Here is an 18,096-nt window from a genome sequence, read left to right on the forward strand (position 1 = left end):
CGGTGTCACCGTCGGCTCCAAGCGCTTCACCGAGTCGTACGTGCTCGGCGAGATCGTGCGCCAGACGTATGARCGTGCCGGCATCGCGGCGACGCACAAGCAGGGCCTGGGCAACACCGGCATCCTGGAGCAGGCGCTGGCGAGCGGCGCGGTCGACGTCTACCCCGAGTACACCGGCACCATCGTGCGCGAGCTGCTGAAGCGCGAGGGCAACCCGTCGCTCGACGAGCTGAACGCCTGGCTCGCGCCGCGCGGGCTGAAGGCCGCGGTGCCGCTCGGCTTCAACGACACCTATGCGCTCGCGATGCTCGAATCGCAGGCGCAGCAGCTCGGCATCGAGCGCATCTCCGACCTGCTGAAGCCGCAGGCGGCGGCGCTGCGGCTGGGGCTGTCGCACGAGTTCCTGGAGCGGGCCGACGGCTGGCCGGCGCTGAAGGCGGCCTACAAGCTCGGCTACGACAAGCCGGCAGGGCTGGACCACGGCCTGGCCTACGATGCGGTCGCGGCGCAGCGCATCGACCTGATCGACATCTACAGCACCGACGCGAAAGTGGGCCGCTACAAGCTGCGCGTGCTGAAGGATGACCTGAACTTCTTCCCGAAGTACGACGCGGTGCTGCTGATGCGCGCCGGGCTGGATCCGGCGCCGCTGCAATCGCTGGCCGGCCGCATCGACGAGGCGGCGATGATCTCGCTGAACGCCCAGGTCGAGCTCGACGGCAAGAGCTTCGCCGAGGTCGCGCGGCAGTTCCTGTCGGGCAGCGCGGCGGCGGCCTCGAAACCGGTCACGTTCGCGCAGCGGCTGTTCGGCCCCGATTTCGCGCGGCTCGCCGGGCAGCACCTGCTGCTGGTGTTCGGCTCGCTGGCGGTGGCGGTGCTGGTCGGCGTGCCGCTCGGCGTGGCGGCGTGGCGCTGGCCGCGCAGCGCCGGTGTCGTGATGGGCGTGGTGTCGGTGCTGCAGACGGTGCCGTCGCTCGCGCTGCTGGCCTTCCTGATCGCGGTGGTCGGCAGCATCGGGCTGCTGCCGGCGCTGATCGCGCTGTTCCTCTATGCGCTGCTGCCGATCGTGCGCAACACGCATGCCGGGCTGCAGGGCGTGCCGGTGGGGCTGGCGCAGGCGGCGCTCTCGCTGGGTTTGACCCCGCGGCAGACGCTGCGCCATGTGCAGCTGCCGCTGGCCGCGCCGACGCTGCTGGCGGGCGTCAAGACGGCGGCGGTGATCAACGTCGGCACCGCGACCGTCGCCGCCTTCATCGGCGCGGGCGGCTTCGGCGAGCGCATCGTCGCGGGGCTGGCGGTCAACGACAGCGCGGCGATGCTGGCCGGTGCGCTGCCGGCGGCGGTGCTCGCGCTGGTCGTGCAGTACGGCTTCGACGCGATCGAAAAACGGCTGTTGCCTGCCCCACTGCGCTCCTCGGCATAGCGACAGCTGCGAGAATGGGGAGATGCTCCTCGACTGGATTTCGCTCGCGCTCCTCGTTCTTGTCCTGCTGCTGACGCTCTGGCTCGCGCTGCGAAAGCCCGATTCGGGCGCCGCGCACATCGAACGCCTCGAACGGGAATTGCGCGATGAAGTGGCCCGCAGCGCCCAGGGAACGCGCCAGGAGCTCGGCCAGACGCTCGCGAGCTTCCAGCAGACGCTGCTCGCGCAACAGGGCGACGTGGCGCGCACGCAGAACGAGCAGATCGACAGCTTCCGCACCCAGCTGGCCGCCACGCAGCAGGCGCAGGAAGCCACGCTCGCGCGCCTGGCCGAGCAGCAGGCGAATGCGCTGAAGCGCTTCGCCGACTCGCTGGGCGACCAGCTGCGCTCGCTGTCGCAATCGAACGACCAGCGCCTCACCGAGATGCGCGGCGCGGTCGAGCAGAAGCTGTCGGCGATCCAGGCCGACAACGAGAAGAAGCTCGAGCAGATGCGTGCCACGGTCGACGAGAAGCTGCATGCCACGCTGGAGCAGCGCCTCGGCGAGAGTTTCAAGCTGGTCGCCGACCGGCTCGACCAGGTGCACAAGGGCCTGGGCGAGATGCAGAACCTGGCGCGCGACGTCGGCTCGCTGAACCGCGTGCTGACCAATGTGAAGACGCGCGGCATCTTCGGCGAGGTGCAGCTGGCCGGCCTGCTGGAGCAGGTGTTCACGCCGGAGCAGTACGCGGTCAACGTCGAGACCGTGCCGGGCAGCGGCGCGCGGGTCGAGTTCGCGATCCGGCTGCCGGGGCAGCGCATCGACGGCGTGCCGTTGTGGCTGCCGATCGATGCGAAGTTCCCGCGTGAAGACTACGAGCGCTTGCTCGATGCGCAGGACCGCGCCGACCCGGTGGCGGTCGAGGTGGCCGCGAAGGCGATCGAGACGCGGCTGCGGCTGGAGGCGAAGTCCATCCACGACAAGTACGTGTCACCGCCGCACACCACCGACTTCGCCATCCTGTTCGTGCCGACCGAGGGCCTGTACGCCGAGGCGCTGCGCCGGCCGGGGCTGGTCGAATCGCTGCAGCGCGAGCACCACGTGATGCTGGCCGGCCCGACCACGCTGCTGGCCACGCTGAACAGCCTGCAGATGGGGTTCCGCACGCTGGCGCTGGAGAAGCGCTCGGTGGAAGTGTGGGAGGTGCTGGGCGCCGTGAAGACCGAGTTCGCGAAGTTCGGCGACGTGCTCGCGAAGACCAAGAAGAAGCTCGACGAGGCCAGCAACACGATCGACCAGGCGCAGACGCGGGCCAACGTGATGGCGCGCAAGCTGAAGTCGGTCGAGGCGGTCACCGAAACGCATGCGCAGGCGCTGTTGCCGCTGGCGCTCCCACGCGACGATGACGCCATCGTCCCCGATCTCCCGGAGAGCGACGCCTAGCCGATGACCCAATTTTCCCGCCCGTTGCTCGCGCTGATCCTCGGTCAGATCAGCCTGCATTCGTGCATGGCCGGGGTGCGGATGGCCGCGCCGCTGCAGGCGCTGAAGCAGGGCCAGGCGGAGTGGACGGTGGGGCTGCTGATGGCCTTGTTCGCCGCCGCGCCGGTGCTGCTGTCGCTGCCGGCCGGTCGCCTGGCCGACCGCCGCGGCTACCACGTGCCGATGCGGCTGGGGGTCGCGCTGTCGCTGGCGGGCGGCACCATCGCCGCGCTCAGCAGCCACTACCTGGCGATGTGCCTGGCGGCCATCCTGACCGGTGCCGGCGCGAACTTCGGCCTGATCACGATCCAGCGCACCGCCGGCCGCATGGCCACCGACGCGACCGAGCGCATCCGCGTCTTCAGCTGGCTGGGGCTGGCGCCGGCGCTGTCCAACGTCATCGGCCCGGTGACGGCCGGTGCGCTGATCGACCTGATGGGCTTCCGCGTCGCGTTCGCAGTGTTGATGCTGATGCCGCTGGCGGCGATGGTGTCGGCGCGCTACGTACCGGCCGAGGCCGACGTGCCGCGCCCTGCTGCCGCGACGCAGCACCAGAGTTCATGGGACCTGCTGCGCTCGCCGGCGCTGCGTCGGCTGCTGCTGGTGAACTGGCTGCTGTCGGCCAGCTGGGACGTGCATTCGTTCGTCGTGCCCATCCTCGGCCACGAGCGCGGCATGAGCGCCGGCGCGATCGGGCTGGTGCTGGGCCTGTTCGCGGTGTCGGTGGCCGGCGTGCGGCTGCTGATCCCGGTGCTCGCGCACCGCCTGAGCGAATCGCAGGTGCTGACCGGCGCGATGCTGTGGGTGGCGGTGATCTTCGGCATCTACCCGTTCGTGCACTCGGCCTGGCTGATGGCCTGCTGCGCGTCGCTGCTCGGCCTGGCGCTCGGCGCGGTGCAGCCGATGGTGATGTCGACGCTGCACCACATCACGCCGCACGAGCGGCACGGCGAGGCGATCGCGTTCCGCTCGATGGCGCTGAACGGATCCAGCACCGTGATGCCGCTGCTGTTCGGCGTGTTCGGCGCGGCGCTGGGGGCCGCGTCGCTGTTCTGGATGATGGGGCTGGCCGTCGGGGCCGGCAGCTGGCAGGCCCGTCAGATCAGAACTTGATGCCGGCCGGGTTGCTGCCGCTGGTGCCGGTGCCCGGCGACTGCGTCGGCTGGGCCGCCGGTGCCGTGGCATCGTTCTGCGGCGTGTTCCCGCTCACCGCCTGCTTCGGCGTGGTCAGCGGCGTCGCGCCGCCCTGCGGGAAGTTCGCCGGCAGCTTCGATTCCTTCGGGTACGCCGCGGCGTCGAGGTAGCTCGACCAGTCGTCACGCTGGTAGCCGCGCAGCACCTGCGAACCGACGGTCAGCACCGGCAGGTCGCGGGCGCCGGTGATGCGCTGCAGCGCGTCGCCGTCGTCCTTCGTCGCAATCGTCTTCTCGGCGAACGGGATGCCGCGCTGGCGCAGCGTCTGCCGGCCGGCATCGCAGGGCGGGCAGTCCTTGGTCGTGTACAGCGTCACCGGATAGCGTTGTGYCACCTGGCGCAGCTCGTAGGGCAGGGCGACATCGTTCGCCACGCTGCCGTTGTTGCTGACCGACTGCACCTTGTTGTCGGGGCTGACCGCCGGCCGGTCGGTGTAGGTGACCTTGCCGTCGGGCCCGACCACCTTGTAGAGCGCATGCGCCGGCAGCGCAGTGAACAACGCGGCCAGCAGCGCCGGGGTCGCCAGGCTGAAGGTGCGGGCGAGGGTGCGGGAAGTGGATCGGGTCATGAGGAGCTCCAACAACGCAGATTGTGTTTGCGCCCGAATTTACTTCATCAGGCCATGCCTTGATGTCGCAACAATGCATCGATCTTCGGCTCGCGGCCCCGGAACGCCTTGAAGCTCTCCATCGCCGGGCGGCTGCCGCCGGCTTCGAGGATGGCCTGGCGGTAGCGCCGCCCCGTGGCGATGTCGAGCGCGCCGGCCTCTTCGAAGGCGCTCCAGGCGTCGGCGCTCAGCACCTCGGCCCACTTGTAGCTGTAGTAGCCGGCCGCGTAACCGCCGGAAAAGATGTGTGAGAAGCCGTGCTGGAAGCGGTTGAAGCGCGGCGGCACCAGCACCGCGACCTCGGCGCGCACCTCGTCGAGCAGGCCCTGGATGTCGGCCTGCGAGCCCGGCTCGGCATGCAGGCGCATGTCGAACAGCGAGAACTCGATCTGGCGCAGCGTCTGCAGCCCGCTCTGGAAGTTCTTCGCGGCCAGCATCTTGTCGAACAGCGCGCGCGGCAGCGGCTCGCCGGTGTCGACGTGCGCGGTCAGCCGCTTCAGCACGTCCCACTCCCAGCAGAAGTTCTCCATGAACTGGCTCGGCAGTTCGACCGCGTCCCACTCGACGCCGGAGATGCCGGCCACGCCGACATCGTTCACCTGCGTCAGCATGTGGTGCAGGCCGTGGCCGAACTCATGGAACAGCGTCGTCACGTCGTCGTGCGTCAGCAGCGCCGGGCGGCGCTTGCCGTCGACCTCGACCGGCGAGGCGAAGTTGCACACCAGGTGCGCCACCGGCGTCTGCGTGCGGCCGTCCGGACGCGCCCAGCGGCCGCAGACGTCGTCCATCCACGCCCCAGGCCGCTTGCCGGGGCGGGCATACGGGTCGAGGTAGAACTGGCCGACCAGCTCGCCCTGGCGCTCGATGCGGAAGAAGCGCACCCCCTCGTTCCAGACCGGCGCGCTGTCGGAGCGGATGCTGACCTCGAACAGCGTCTCGATGATGCGGAACAGCCCGTCGAGCACCTTGGTCTCGGTGAAGTACGGCTTGACCTCCTGGTCGCTGAACGCGTAGCGGCTTTCCTTCAGCTTCTCGCTGGCGTACGGGAAGTCCCAGGCCTGCAGGTCGGGGAGGCCCAGCTCGTCGCGGGCGAAGGCACGCAGCTCGGCCAGGTCGCGCTCGGCGTAGGGGCGGGCGCGCTGCGCCAGGTCGCGCAGGAAGCCGGTGACCTGCTGCGGCGAATCGGCCATCTTCGGCACCAGCGACACCTCCGCGAAGCTCGCGTAGCCGAGCAGGCGGGCCTCTTCCTGGCGCAGGTCGAGCAGCTCGCGCATCACCGCGCTGTTGTCGAGCGCGGCGGGGCCGGCCTCGCTGGCGCGGGTGACGTACGCGACGTACAGCTTCTCGCGCAGCGCGCGGTTGCTGCCGTACTGCATCACCGGGAAGTAGCTCGGGAAGTGCAGCGTGATCTTGTGGCCCGGCTTGCCTTCGGCCTCGGCGGTGGCGCGCGACGCGGCGATCACGTCGGCCGGCACGTCGGCCAGCTCGCCGGCCTCGACGTACAGCGCGAAGCTGTCGGTCGCGTCGAGCACGTGCTCGGAGTAGGTCTGCGACAGCGCGGCCAGGCGGTCCTGGATCTGCGCATAGCGGTCGCGATCGGCGCCCTTCAGCTCGGCGCCGGACAGCACGAAGTCGCGCATCGCGTTCGACAGCGCCTGGCGGCGCGGCGCGCTGAGCGCGGCGGCGGCCGGGCTGTTGGCGATCAGCTTGTACTTCGCGTACAGCCGCTCGTCGGCGCCCAGCCGCGTGTGGAATTCGGTGACGGCCGGCAGCTGCTCGTTGTAGGCGGCGCGCAGCTCGGGCGTGTCGGCGACGGCGGTCAGGTGGTGCACCGCGCCCCAGGCGCGGCCCAGGCGCTCGGTGGCGACGTCGAGCACCGCCGACATCGCGTCGTAGTCGGCCGGCACCGCGTCGCTGGTGACCTTCTCGAGCGCCTCCTCGGCCTCGGTCAGCAATTGCGCCATCGCCGGCGCGACGTGCCCGGCGCGGATCGCCGAGAAGTCGAGCAGTGCATCGGGAACCAACAGCGGATTGATCTCGTTCATTGTTCTCTCCCTTTCGAAATGACGCGTGTGAAGCTCAGCCCTGCGCGAACCGCTCCGCCGCTTCCAGCGTGTTGACCAGAAGCATCGCACGGGTCATGGGTCCGACGCCACCCGGCACCGGCGTGATCCAGCCAGCGACCTGCGAGACGCCGTCGAAATCCACGTCGCCGGCCAGCTTGCCGTCGTCCTTGCGGTTCATGCCCACGTCGATCACCACCGCGCCCGGCTTGACCATGTCGGCGGTGAGCACATTGCGCTTGCCGACCGCCGCGACGACGACATCGGCCTGGCGCGTGTGAAGGCCGATGTCGCGCGTCCCGCTGTGGCAGATGGTGACGGTCGCGTTGGCCTGCAAGAGCAGCAGGGCCATCGGCTTGCCGACGGTGTTGCTGCGCCCGATCACCACCGCATGCTTGCCGCGCAGGTCGATGCCGGTGGTGGCGATCAGCTTCATGCAGCCGTACGGCGTGCACGGCAGGAAGCCGGGACGGCCGACCATCAGCGCGCCGGCGCTCTGCACGTGGAAGCCGTCGACATCCTTCAGCGGCGAGATCGCCTCGATGACCTTCTGCGGGTCGATGTGCTTCGGCAGCGGCATCTGCACCAGGATGCCGTGGATGGCCGGATCGGCGTTCAGCGCGGCGATGCGGGCGAGCAGCTCGGCCTCGGCGAGAGAGGCGTCGTACTTCTCGAGCACCGAATGCACGCCGCTCGATTCGCAGTCGGCGACCTTGTGCTTCACGTAGACCTGCGACGCCGGGTCGTCGCCGACCAGGATCACCGCCAGGCCCGGCCGGCGGCCGCGGGCGGTGAGGGCGGCGGCGCGTTGCGCGACCTCGGTGCGAACCTGCCTGGCCAGGGCGTTGCCGTCGATGAGTTGTGCGGTCATCAAATTTCCTTCAGAAATGAAAGAGGCCGCTGAAGAAGCGGCCTCGCATGCGGGGTCAGGGTCCGGCGCCGGGCCGCCCCAAGCCGGACGGCGCCCCTTGGGAGCAGGAGCGAAGCGACTGGGGGCTCAAGCTTTTGCTTGGGCGCCCAGCGCGATCTTCAGGAGATCGGCGACGGTGTTGGCGTTCAGCTTCTCCATGATGTTGGCGCGGTGCGCCTCGACCGTCTTGATGCTGATGCCCAGGTCGTCGGCGATCTGCTTGTTGAGCCGGCCGGCGACGATGCGCTCGAGCACCTGCGCCTCGCGGGTCGTCAGGCGCGACAGCAGCGCATCGCGGCTGGCGGCTTCCTGGTGGTGCGAGAACGCGCTGCGGGCCTGGTCGAGCATGCGCTCGACGAGGCCGAGCAACTCTTCTTCCTTGAAGGGTTTCTCGATGAAGTCCATCGCGCCCTTCTTCATCGTCGTGACGGCCATCGGCACGTCGCCGTGGCCGGTGATGAAGACGACCGGCAGCGGCGACTTGCGCTCGAGCAGGCGGTCCTGCAGCTCCAGCCCGCTCATGCCGTCCATGCGGATGTCGGCGATCAGGCAGGCGACCTCGCGCGGATCGAAGCGCGACAGGAACGACTCCGACGAATCGAAGCACTTGACGCGGTAGTCCTTGCCCTCGAGCAGCCATTGCAGCGAGTCGCGCACGGCCTCGTCGTCGTCGACCACATAGACCGTGCCCTTTTTCGGAATCAAGCTCATCGAAGCAGTCTCATGGCAGCGCCGGCTCCAGGCCGGCAGATTTGGCGGTTTCCACAGGCAGCGTGAAGCTGAAGCGGCACCCGACGGCGAGGTCGCCATTGTAGAGGTTCTGTGCCCGGATACGGCCGCGGTGGCTCTCGATGATCGAGCGGCACAGGGACAACCCGATGCCCAGGCCTTCCGCCTTGGTCGAGAAGAAGGCCTCGTAGAGCCGGCCGATCACTTCCTCCTTCAACCCGGGGCCGCTGTCGGTCACGCTGAACTCGATCACGCCGCCTTCCTCGGGCGTGTGGCGCGGCACCACGCGCAGCTCGATGGTGCGGCGCGCCTGCGGCAGCCCGGCCGAGTCGATCGCCTCGGCGGCGTTCTTCAGCAGGTTCAGCACCACCTGCTCGATCAGGATCGGGTCGACCATCAGCGTCGGCAGCCGCTGCGCGACGTAGACGTGGATGGTCACGTTGCGCCGGCGCAGCTCGATGTTGGCGAGGTCCACCGCGTCGTCGACGATGGTCTGCGCGAGCGCGGGCTGGCGCTGCGGCTCGCTGCGCTTCACGAAGGCGCGGATGCGCCGGATGATCTGGCCGGCGCGCTCGGCCTGGCGGGCGGTCTTCTCGAGCGCTGCGATCAGGTCGTCCTTCTGGATCGCGTCGCCCTTCACGCGCKAGACCATGCCGTTGCAGTAGTTCGTGATCGCGGTCAGCGGCTGGTTCAGCTCGTGCGCGACCGACGAGGCCATTTCGCCCATCGTCACCAGCCGGCTCGTGACCTGCGCCTTCTCGGCCTGCTGCGCGGCCTGCGTCTCGGCGTTGCGGCGGCCGGTGATGTCGGTGGCGATCAGCATCTGCGCGAGCCGCCCGTCGGTCCACTGCAGATAGCGCGCGCGCACGTCGAACCACTTCTGCAGCGGCTCGATGAAGACCTCGCGCGCGTCCGAGCCGACCTCGGTCAGCTCCTGCGTCGGCAGGCCGCCGAAGCTGTCGACCGAGTCGCCGTCGTCGCCGAACGCCGACAGCCCGCCGATCACCGGCAGGCCGGGGTCGCCGCCGGCCAGCAGCGCGTGGCCGCGCGCATCGGCGCCGAACCACAGGCGGTACGAGCGGTTCGCGAACAGCAGCTCGCCCTGCTGCACCGACAGCACCGACACCGCGGCGTCGAGCCCCTCGAGCACGGTGGTGAAGCGCTCGTGCGAGGCCGACAGCTGGTCGCGCACCCGCTTGGCCTCGGTGATGTTGGTCATCGAGGTCATCCAGCCGGTCTGCAGCCCCTTCGGGTCGATCAGCGGCGAGACGTACATGCGCGCGTCGAACTGCGATTCGTCCTTGCGCATCACCTTCACCTCGATGCCGCCGGCGGGGCTGCGGCCCTGCAGCTCCTGTTGCAGCAGGCGGTTGTTCTCCTCGATGCGCTCCGGCGGCCAGTGCGGGAAGGGCGGCACGCGGCCGATCAGCTCGGCGTCGCTGAAGCCGGTCATCGCGCAGAAGGCCGGGTTCACGTAGGTGATGCGGCCCTCCATGTCCATCGCGCGCATGCCGGTCAGCATCGAGTTTTCCATCGCGCGCCGGAAGTTGGTCTCCGACACCAGCGTGCTCTGGATCTGCAGCCGCCGGCGCATGTGGCGCCAGGTGCCGAGCAGCATCCACACCGTCAGCACCGACAGCGCGGCGACCATCCAGAACAGCGTGTTGCTGATCAGGCCGATCGAGGTGCGGTAGCCCATGCCGCGCAGCACCAGGCCGTTGCCGGCCGGCGCGAGCGGCACGTCGTGCACGATGGTGGTGGCCGAGCGCCGGCTCTGCTGGCCGGGCATCGGCGTCACGGTGCTCGCGAGCACGCGGTCCTGGCTGTCGACCAGCGCCACCGCGTGCCGCGTCGACACCTCGGCCGGGATGAAGTAGCGCATCAGCGACTCGATCGAGTACTCGGCGATCAGCGTGCCCGAGAACGCGCTGCGGTCGAGCAGCGGCACCTGCACCTGGAACACCGCGGTGCCGTACAGGTCGGTGAACGGGCGCGAGTACACCGGCTGGCGCAGGTCGCGCGCCGCGCTGAACGCGGCCTCGGGCTCGGTCTTCGCGCCTTCCTTGGGCACCGAGGTACTGCTTTCCTCGCCGCCGAAGCCGCTCTCGGGGTGGAAGCCGGTGGCGGCGTAGCCGGCGCGGCGGCTGCGGTTGGCGCCGACCCAGATCAGGTTCGTGATCTCCGGGCGCTCGCGCGTGAAGCTCGCGGCCTGGCCGAGGAACTCGTCCTGGTCGATGGTGCGGGTGGCGATCTCGCGCGCGATGCGCACCAGCTGCTCCTGGTTCTCGATCAGCCGCAGCCGGATCTGCTGCTGCGCGATCTCGGTGTCGCGCTTGACCGATTCCTGCTCGCGCTCGAATTCCTCGTTGCGCAGGTACCAGAAGGCCAGGATGATCGCCGCCAGGAACAGCAGCACCGACACCAGCGGGCCGAGCGTCGCGAAGCGGTCCTGTCGGGCGAGCGACTGGCGCCGCCACCACAGGCCGAAGAGTCTCTGGGCCGCGCTCGGGGGAGGGGTACTGCGCGGAGGCAGGTGGTTCAACGGCTGCATGGACCGATTATCGAGGGGCGGGCTGCAGTCAACCGGTCCGGGCGTACCTGGGGACGATGCGGCAGCGCTGTCGGATGCCCGTAAATCCCACAATACGAAACGAGATCGCGCAATTTGGAAAGCCTTTGGAGTTGTGCGACACTCCCGCCGCCTGAAAAAGTTCAACTTGACGGAGACATGCATGGCAGCAAACCCGGAGTCATTCCTCGGTGCAGYGGCGAACGACGCCGATTCGCAGGAAACCCGCGAATGGCTGGACGCCCTGTCGGCGGTGATCGGTGCGGAAGGCGGTGAACGCGCGCACTTCCTGCTCGAACAGCTGATCGACCACGCCCGGCAGGCCGGCATCGACGTGCCGTTCTCGGCGAACACGGCCTACGTCAACACGATCCCGGTCGACCAGGAGGAGCATTCCCCCGGCAACGTCGACATCGAGGAGCGCCTGCGCGCCTACATGCGCTGGAACGCGATGGCGATGGTGGTGAAGGCGAACCGCCTGCACCCGGCCGACGGCGGCGACCTGGGCGGCCACATCTCGTCGTTCGCGTCGCTCGCGACGATGTTCGGCACCGGCTTCAACCACTTCTGGCACGCCGAGAGCGAAGGCCATGGCGGCGACCTGCTGTACATCCAGGGCCACTCGTCGCCCGGCGTCTACGCCCGCGCCTACATGGAAGGCCGGCTGACCGAGGAGCAGCTGCTGAACTTCCGCCAGGAGGYCGACGGCAAGGGCATCTCGAGCTACCCGCACCCGAAGCTGATGCCCGAGTTCTGGCAGTTCCCGACCGTCTCGATGGGCCTGGGCCCGCTGATGGCGATCTACCAGGCGCGTTTCCTGAAGTACCTGCACGCCCGCGGCATCGCGAACACCGAGAACCGCAAGGTGTGGGTGTTCTGCGGCGACGGCGAGATGGACGAACCCGAATCGCTGGGTGCGATCGGCCTGGCCGCGCGCGAGAAGCTCGACAACCTGATCTTCGTCGTCAACTGCAACCTGCAGCGCCTGGACGGCCCGGTGCGCGGCAACGGCAAGATCATCCAGGAGCTCGAAGGCGAGTTCCGCGGTGCCGGCTGGAACGTCATCAAGCTGCTGTGGGGCAGCTACTGGGATCCGCTGCTCGCCAAGGACAAGGACGGCATCCTGCGCAAGGTGATGATGGACACCGTCGACGGCGACTACCAGGCCTTCAAGGCGAACGACGGCGCCTTCGTGCGCAAGAACTTCTTCGGCCGCCATCCGAAGATGCTGGAGATGGTCGCGAAGATGAGCGACGACGAGGTCTGGCGCCTGCAGCGCGGCGGCCACGACCCGCACAAGGTGTACGCCGCCTACGACCGTGCGACCAAGCACAAGGGCCAGCCGACGGTGATGCTGATCAAGACCGTCAAGGGCTTCGGCATGGGCAAGATCGGCGAAGGCAAGAACACCGCCCACCAGACCAAGAAGCTGGTCGACGAGGATGTGCGCGCCTTCCGCGACCGCTTCAACATCCCGATTCCCGACGACAAGCTGGCCGACATCCCGTTCTACAAGCCGGCCGACGACACGCCGGAGATGCAGTACCTGCATGCCCGCCGCAAGGCGCTGGGCGGCTACCTGCCGCACCGCCGCACCAAGGCCGACGAACAGCTGAAGGTGCCTGATCTCGAGACCTTCAAGGCCGTGCTCGAGCCGACCGCCGAGGGCCGCGAGATCTCGACGACGCAGGCCTACGTGCGCTTCCTGACGCAGCTGCTGCGCGACAAGGAGCTCGGCCCGCGCGCGGTGCCGATCCTGGTCGACGAGGCGCGCACCTTCGGCATGGAAGGCCTGTTCCGCCAGATCGGCATCTACAACCCCGCGGGGCAGCAGTACACGCCGGTCGACAAGGACCAGGTGATGTACTACCGCGAGGACAAGGCCGGCCAGATCCTGCAGGAAGGCATCAACGAGGCCGGCGGCATGAGCAGCTGGATCGCCGCGGCCACGTCGTACTCGACGAACAACCGCGTGATGGTGCCGTTCTACGTGTACTACTCGATGTTCGGCTTCCAGCGCATCGGCGACCTGGCCTGGGCGGCCGGCGACATGCAGGCGCGCGGCTTCCTGCTGGGCGGCACCTCGGGCCGCACCACGCTGAACGGCGAAGGCCTGCAGCACGAAGACGGCCACAGCCACATCCTGGCCGGCACGATCCCGAACTGCATCAGCTACGACCCGACCTTCGCGCACGAGGTCGGCGTGATCCTGCACCATGGCCTGAAGCGCATGGTCGAGCAGCAGGACAACGTCTACTTCTACCTGACCCTGCTSAACGARAACTACCCGATGCCSGGCCTSAAGSCCGGCACCGARGAGCAGATCATCAAGGGCATGTACCTSYKCRAAGAGGGCGCSAAGMWSACGCCGCGCGTSMAMCTGCTCGGYTCSGGCACSATCCTGCGCGAGTCSATKGCCGCGMAGGAGCTGCTGGCCAAGGAGTGGGGCGTGTCGGCGAACGTCTGGAGCTGCCCGAGCTTCAACGAGCTGGCGCGCGACGGCCAGGACTGCGAGCGCTGGAACCTGCTGCACCCGACCGAGAAGGCCCGCGTGCCGTTCGTTTCGCAGCAGCTCGACAAGTACGCCGGTCCGGTGATCGCATCGACCGACTACATGAAGAACTACGCCGACCAGATCCGCGCCTTCATCCCGAAGGGCCGCAGCTACAAGGTGCTGGGCACCGACGGTTTCGGCCGCAGCGATTTCCGCAGCAAGCTGCGCGAGCACTTCGAGGTGAACCGGCACTACATCGTCGTCGCGGCGCTGAAGGCGCTGGCCGATGAAGGGACGCTGCCGGCCGAGAAGGTGGCCGAGGCCATCAAGAAGTACGGCATCAACGCTGACAAGATCAACCCGCTGTACGCCTGAACGGCTACGCCACAAGAACACGCCGGAGACCCAGCATGGCATTGGTGGAAGTGAAAGTCCCCGACATCGGCGACTTCAAGGACGTCGAGATCATCGAACTGCTCGTGAAGCCGGGCGACACGGTGAAGGCCGAGCAGTCGCTCGTCACGGTGGAGAGCGACAAGGCCTCGATGGAGATCCCGTCGTCGCACGCGGGGGTCGTGAAGGAGCTGAAGGTCAAGCTCGGCGACAAGATCAATGAAGGCAGCTTGCTGCTGGTGATCGAGGCGGCGGGAGCATCCCCCGCTGCGGCCGCGCCCACTCCCGCTGCGGCAGCGCCCACTCCCGTTCGGGCTGAGCCTGTCGAAGCCCCTGCGCAACCTGCGAGCAGCACTTCGACAAGCTCAGTGCGAACGGAAGTGGTCGACGTGGTGATCCCCGATATCGGCGACTTCGACGAGGTCGCGGTGATCGAGGTCTTCATCAAGCCGGGCGATGCGGTCAAGGTCGAGCAGTCGCTGATCACGGTCGAGAGCGACAAGGCGTYGATGGAGATCCCGTCGTCGCACGCCGGCGTCGTGAAGGACCTGAAGGTGAAGGTCGGCGACAAGGTCAAGAAGGGTTCGCTGATCGCGACGGTGCAGGCTGCTGCCGGCAGCGCACCCGTGGCCGCTGCCCCGGCGGCGCCTGCTGCGGCTGCCACTGCGGCGGTGGCGTCGTCGCCCGTCGCAGCGGCTGCGCCCGCCGCGGCAGTCCCGGCGCACGAGCCCTCGGTCCTGAAAACCGACCTCCCGCACGCCTCCCCCAGCATCCGCAAGTTCGCCCGCGAACTCGGCGTGCCGCTGGAAGAAGTGAAGGGCAGCGGACCCAAGGGCCGCATCACGCAGGACGACGTTCAGGCCTTCGTGAAGACCGTGATGGCCGGTGGCCAGCAGACCAAGGCGCAGGCTGCGAAGGCCCCGGCCGGTGGTGCTGCGGCCGCAAGCGGGGCCGGCTTCCCCGGCCTGCTGCCGTGGCCGCAGGTCGACTTCACCAAATTCGGCCCGGTCGAGCGCAAGGACCTGTCGCGCATCAAGAAGATCAGCGGCGCCAACCTGCACCGCAACTGGGTGATGATCCCGCACGTCACCAACCATGACGATGCCGACATCACCGAGCTCGAAGCCTTCCGCGTGCAGCTGAACAAGGAGAACGAGAAGTCGGGCGTCAAGGTCACGATGCTCGCCTTCCTGATCAAGGCCTGCGTTGCGGCGCTGAAGAAGTTCCCCGAGTTCAACGCCTCGCTCGACGGCGAGCAGCTGGTGCTGAAGCAGTACTTCCACATCGGCTTCGCGGCCGACACGCCGAACGGGCTGATGGTTCCGGTGATCCGGGATGCCGACAAGAAGGGCATCCTGCAGATCAGCAAGGAGATGAACGAACTCGCCGGCAAGGCGCGCGAGGGCAAGCTGGCGCCGGCCGAGATGACCGGCGGCTGCTTCTCGATCAGCTCGCTGGGCGGCATCGGCGGCACCTACTTCACGCCGATCATCAACGCGCCGGAGGTCTCGATCCTCGGCGTGTGCAAGTCGGCGACGCGCCCGGTGTGGGACGGCAAGGCCTTCCAGCCGCGCCTGATCCTGCCGCTGAGCCTGAGCTGGGACCACCGGGTGATCGACGGCGCCTCGGCGGCGCGCTTCAACACCTACCTCGCGCAGATCCTGGCCGACTTCCGCCGCGTCCTGCTCTGAGCGGACCCACCCCATGACGACCGTGGTGGTGGTCCGCAAGGGAACCCAGGTGGCGCTCGCGTCCGACAGCCTCGTGACCTTCGGGGACACGCGGCTGGCGCATGGGTATGAAGAGAACGAGAAGCTGTTTCGCGTCGGCGATTCGTGGGTCGGCATGGCCGGCACCACCGCGCACTTCCCGGTGCTGCGGCGGGTGCTGAACAGCCTGCCGCCCGACGACCTGAAGCTGCACTCGCGCGACGAGGTGTTCGACACCTTCCTGAAGGTGCACCCGAAGCTGAAGGAGACCTTCTTCCTGAACCCGAAGGAAGAAGATGCCGACCCGTACGAGAGCTCGCAGTTCACGGCGCTGATCGCGAATGCGACCGGCATCTACGGCGTGTATTCGTACCGCGAGGTGTTCGAGTTCGATCGCTTCTGGGCGATCGGCTCGGGCCGTGCGTTTGCGCTGGGCGCGATGTACGGCGCTTACGGCGGCAAGCTGACCGCGCGCGAGATCGCCGAGCTGGGCGTGCGCGCCGGCTGCGAATTCGACAAGAACTCGGCCGGGCCCATCAAGGCCCACACGATCAAACTGAAGGCGAAAGACTGAGCATGGCACTGATCGACATCAAGGTCCCGGACATCGGCGACTTCAAGGACGTGGCCATCATCGAGCTGCTGGTCAAGCCCGGCGACACGGTGAAGGCGGAGCAGTCGCTGATCACGGTCGAGAGCGACAAGGCCTCGATGGAGATCCCGTCGTCGCATGCCGGCGTCGTGAAGGACGTCAAGGTGAAGGTGGGCGACGTGGTGAACCAGGGGTCGGTGATCCTGGCGCTGGAGGCCGCAGGTGCGGCCGCACCGGCTGCCGCCGCGACGCCTGCACCCGCTGCTGCGACGCCTGCTGCCGCGCCGTCCCCCGCAGCAGCCACACCGGCGCCGCAGGCCTCCAGTTTTTCCGGCACTGTCGACCTCGAATGCGACATGCTGGTGCTCGGCGCCGGCCCGGGCGGCTACTCGGCCGCGTTCCGCGCCGCCGACCTCGGCCTGAAGACGGTGATGATCGAGCGCTTCGCCACGCTCGGTGGCGTGTGCCTGAACGTCGGCTGCATTCCGTCGAAGGCGCTGCTGCACGTTGCGTCGGTGATGGACGAGGTCAAGCACTTCGATGCGCTGGGCATCGGCTTCCAGGCCCCGAGCGTGGATCTCGGCAAGCTGCTCAAGCACAAGGAAAAGGTCGTCGGCAAACTGACCAACGRCCTGACCGCGATGGCCAAGATGCGCAAGGTGACGGTGGTGCAGGGCACGGCCGAGTTCGCCGATCCGCATCACATCACCGTGGCCCTGGCCAAGGGCGGCACGCAGACCATCCGCTTCAAGCGCGCGATCATCGCGGCCGGCTCCGAGGCGGTGAAGCTGCCGTTCCTGCCGAAGGACGATCCGCGCGTCGTCACCTCGACCGGTGCGCTCGAGCTGCGCCAGAACCCGAAGCGCATGCTGATCGTCGGCGGCGGCATCATCGGGCTGGAGATGGGCACGGTGTATTCGTCGCTCGGTGCGCGGCTCGACGTGGTCGAGATGCTGGACGGCCTGATGCAGGGTGCCGACCGCGACCTCGTGAAGGTGTGGCAGAAGATGAACGCACCACGCTTCGACAACATCATGCTGAAGACGAAGACCGTCGGCGCCGAGGCGACGAAGGACGGCATCTTGGTGCGTTTCGAGGGCGAGGGCGCGCCGAAGGAGCCGCAGCTGTACGACCTGGTGCTGCAGGCGGTGGGCCGTGTGCCCAATGGCAAGCGAATCGGTGCCGAGAAGGCCGGCGTGGCCGTCGGCGAGCGCGGGTTCATTCCGGTGGACGTGCAGATGCGCACCAACGTGCCGCACATCTTCGCGATCGGCGACATCGTCGGCCAGCCGATGCTGGCGCACAAGGCGACGCATGAAGGGCATGTGGCGGCGGAAGTCGCGGCCGGCGAGCAGCTGGGCGATGAGCACCTGGCCAAGGCCGAGTTCATTGCGCGCGTGATCCCGAGCGTGGCCTACACCGATCCGGAAGTGGCCTGGGTCGGCGTGACCGAGGACGAGGCGAAGGCCAAGGGCCTGAAGGTGAAGAAGGGCCTGTTCCCGTGGAACGCGTCGGGCCGCGCGATCGCGAACACCCGCGACGAGGGCTTCACGAAGCTGCTGTTCGACGAGACGACGCACGCCATCGTCGGCGGCGGCATCGTCGGCACGCATGCGGGCGACATGATCGGCGAGATCGCGCTGGCGATCGAGATGGGGGCGGATGCGGTGGACATCGGCCGCACGATCCATCCGCACCCGACGCTGGGCGAGACCATCGGGTTGGCGGCGGAGGCCTTCGAAGGGGCTTGTACGGATCTGCCGCCTGTGAAGCGGTAGTTCGGTCCGCGTCTGCCGTCGGTGTCTGTGCGGCAAAGGCGCGGGTGGGTAGGCTGTGGCTCGCCGGCCGGGTCGGTCATCACCCCTGGCGGGGCGCTGACTCCCCTCCGCTGGCTGGTTTCATGGCCCGTCGCCCAAACTCCCTCCGTTCGCTTCGCTCACTGTGGTCAAAC

Annotated in this window: 12 protein-coding genes; 7 read left to right on the forward strand and 5 right to left on the reverse strand. The window is 68.4% G+C overall.

Translation table 11 applies throughout. The features are described from left to right. The 3 genes from AC1D12_RS06390 to AC1D12_RS06400 all read left to right on the forward strand — a co-directional run. Nucleotides 1–1,423, forward strand: a 1,423-nt coding sequence (locus AC1D12_RS06390; protein ID WP_477839434.1) for an ABC transporter permease/substrate-binding protein, incomplete at its 5' end; no start/stop codon positions are given. 22 nt (nucleotides 1,424–1,445) lie between these two features. Beyond that, nucleotides 1,446–2,846, forward strand: a complete 1,401-nt coding sequence (locus AC1D12_RS06395) for a DNA recombination protein RmuC (RefSeq protein WP_465115099.1) — start codon at nucleotides 1,446–1,448, stop codon at nucleotides 2,844–2,846. A gap of 3 nt (nucleotides 2,847–2,849) precedes the next feature. Then, the gene (locus tag AC1D12_RS06400; protein WP_465115100.1) at nucleotides 2,850–3,998 is read left to right on the forward strand and encodes an MFS transporter; all 1,149 of its coding nucleotides are present in this window, start codon (nucleotides 2,850–2,852) and stop codon (nucleotides 3,996–3,998) included. Here the strand turns inward: AC1D12_RS06400 and AC1D12_RS06405 are convergent. The 5 genes from AC1D12_RS06405 to AC1D12_RS06425 all read right to left on the reverse strand — a co-directional run bounded on the left by AC1D12_RS06405 (nucleotide 3,988) and on the right by AC1D12_RS06425 (nucleotide 10,939). Continuing rightward, the gene (locus AC1D12_RS06405; RefSeq protein ID WP_477839436.1) at nucleotides 3,988–4,647 is read right to left on the reverse strand and encodes a glutaredoxin family protein; all 660 of its coding nucleotides are present in this window, start codon (nucleotides 4,645–4,647) and stop codon (nucleotides 3,988–3,990) included. The two genes, AC1D12_RS06400 and AC1D12_RS06405, sit on opposite strands and share 11 nt — an antisense overlap. A 47-nt stretch (nucleotides 4,648–4,694) precedes the next feature. After that, nucleotides 4,695–6,731: a M3 family metallopeptidase gene (locus tag AC1D12_RS06410; RefSeq protein WP_047510733.1), complete on the reverse strand. Its 2,037-nt coding sequence runs from the start codon at nucleotides 6,729–6,731 to the stop codon at nucleotides 4,695–4,697. A 34-nt stretch (nucleotides 6,732–6,765) separates the two neighbouring features. Beyond that, nucleotides 6,766–7,620: a bifunctional methylenetetrahydrofolate dehydrogenase/methenyltetrahydrofolate cyclohydrolase FolD gene (gene folD, locus AC1D12_RS06415; protein WP_465115105.1), complete on the reverse strand. Its 855-nt coding sequence runs from the start codon at nucleotides 7,618–7,620 to the stop codon at nucleotides 6,766–6,768. Between the two features lie 126 nt (nucleotides 7,621–7,746). After that, on the reverse strand, nucleotides 7,747–8,370 hold the full coding sequence (locus tag AC1D12_RS06420) for a response regulator transcription factor (RefSeq protein WP_047510729.1): 624 nt from the start codon (nucleotides 8,368–8,370) through the stop codon (nucleotides 7,747–7,749). A 10-nt stretch (nucleotides 8,371–8,380) separates the two neighbouring features. Beyond that, complete coding sequence (locus AC1D12_RS06425; RefSeq protein ID WP_477839439.1) at nucleotides 8,381–10,939, reverse strand: PAS domain S-box protein; 2,559 nt, start codon at nucleotides 10,937–10,939, stop codon at nucleotides 8,381–8,383. A gap of 181 nt (nucleotides 10,940–11,120) precedes the next feature. Between AC1D12_RS06425 and aceE the strand changes: the two genes are divergently transcribed. The 4 genes from aceE to lpdA are packed head-to-tail and all read left to right on the forward strand — an operon-like array spanning nucleotide 11,121 to nucleotide 17,923. After that, nucleotides 11,121–13,826: a pyruvate dehydrogenase (acetyl-transferring), homodimeric type gene (gene aceE / locus AC1D12_RS06430; RefSeq protein WP_477839441.1), complete on the forward strand. Its 2,706-nt coding sequence runs from the start codon at nucleotides 11,121–11,123 to the stop codon at nucleotides 13,824–13,826. Between the two features lie 35 nt (nucleotides 13,827–13,861). After that, nucleotides 13,862–15,535, forward strand: coding sequence for a dihydrolipoyllysine-residue acetyltransferase (gene aceF, locus AC1D12_RS06435; protein ID WP_477839443.1), 1,674 nt, complete (start codon nucleotides 13,862–13,864; stop codon nucleotides 15,533–15,535). 13 nt (nucleotides 15,536–15,548) lie between these two features. Next, entirely contained in the window at nucleotides 15,549–16,127 is a 579-nt protein-coding gene (locus tag AC1D12_RS06440) for an Ntn hydrolase family protein (RefSeq protein WP_047510724.1), read from the forward strand. Between the two features lie 2 nt (nucleotides 16,128–16,129). Then, on the forward strand, nucleotides 16,130–17,923 hold the full coding sequence (gene lpdA / locus AC1D12_RS06445; protein ID WP_477839445.1) for a dihydrolipoyl dehydrogenase: 1,794 nt from the start codon (nucleotides 16,130–16,132) through the stop codon (nucleotides 17,921–17,923). The last annotated feature ends 173 nt before the right edge of the window (nucleotides 17,924–18,096 follow it).

It is taken from the genome of Rhizobacter sp. P1_G5, assembly GCF_056405435.1.

Bases quoted from the DNA above. Each gene is read 5' to 3' on its own strand.
- AC1D12_RS06395 (WP_465115099.1), top strand. From the start codon at position 1,446: ATGCTCCTCGACTGGATTTCGCTCGCGCTCCTCGTTCTTGTCCTGCTG.
- AC1D12_RS06400 (WP_465115100.1), top strand. From the start codon at position 2,850: ATGACCCAATTTTCCCGCCCGTTGCTCGCGCTGATCCTCGGTCAGATC.
- AC1D12_RS06410 (WP_047510733.1), bottom strand. From the start codon at position 6,731: ATGAACGAGATCAATCCGCTGTTGGTTCCCGATGCACTGCTCGACTTC.
- folD (WP_465115105.1), bottom strand. From the start codon at position 7,620: ATGACCGCACAACTCATCGACGGCAACGCCCTGGCCAGGCAGGTTCGC.
- AC1D12_RS06420 (WP_047510729.1), bottom strand. From the start codon at position 8,370: ATGAGCTTGATTCCGAAAAAGGGCACGGTCTATGTGGTCGACGACGAC.
- AC1D12_RS06440 (WP_047510724.1), top strand. From the start codon at position 15,549: ATGACGACCGTGGTGGTGGTCCGCAAGGGAACCCAGGTGGCGCTCGCG.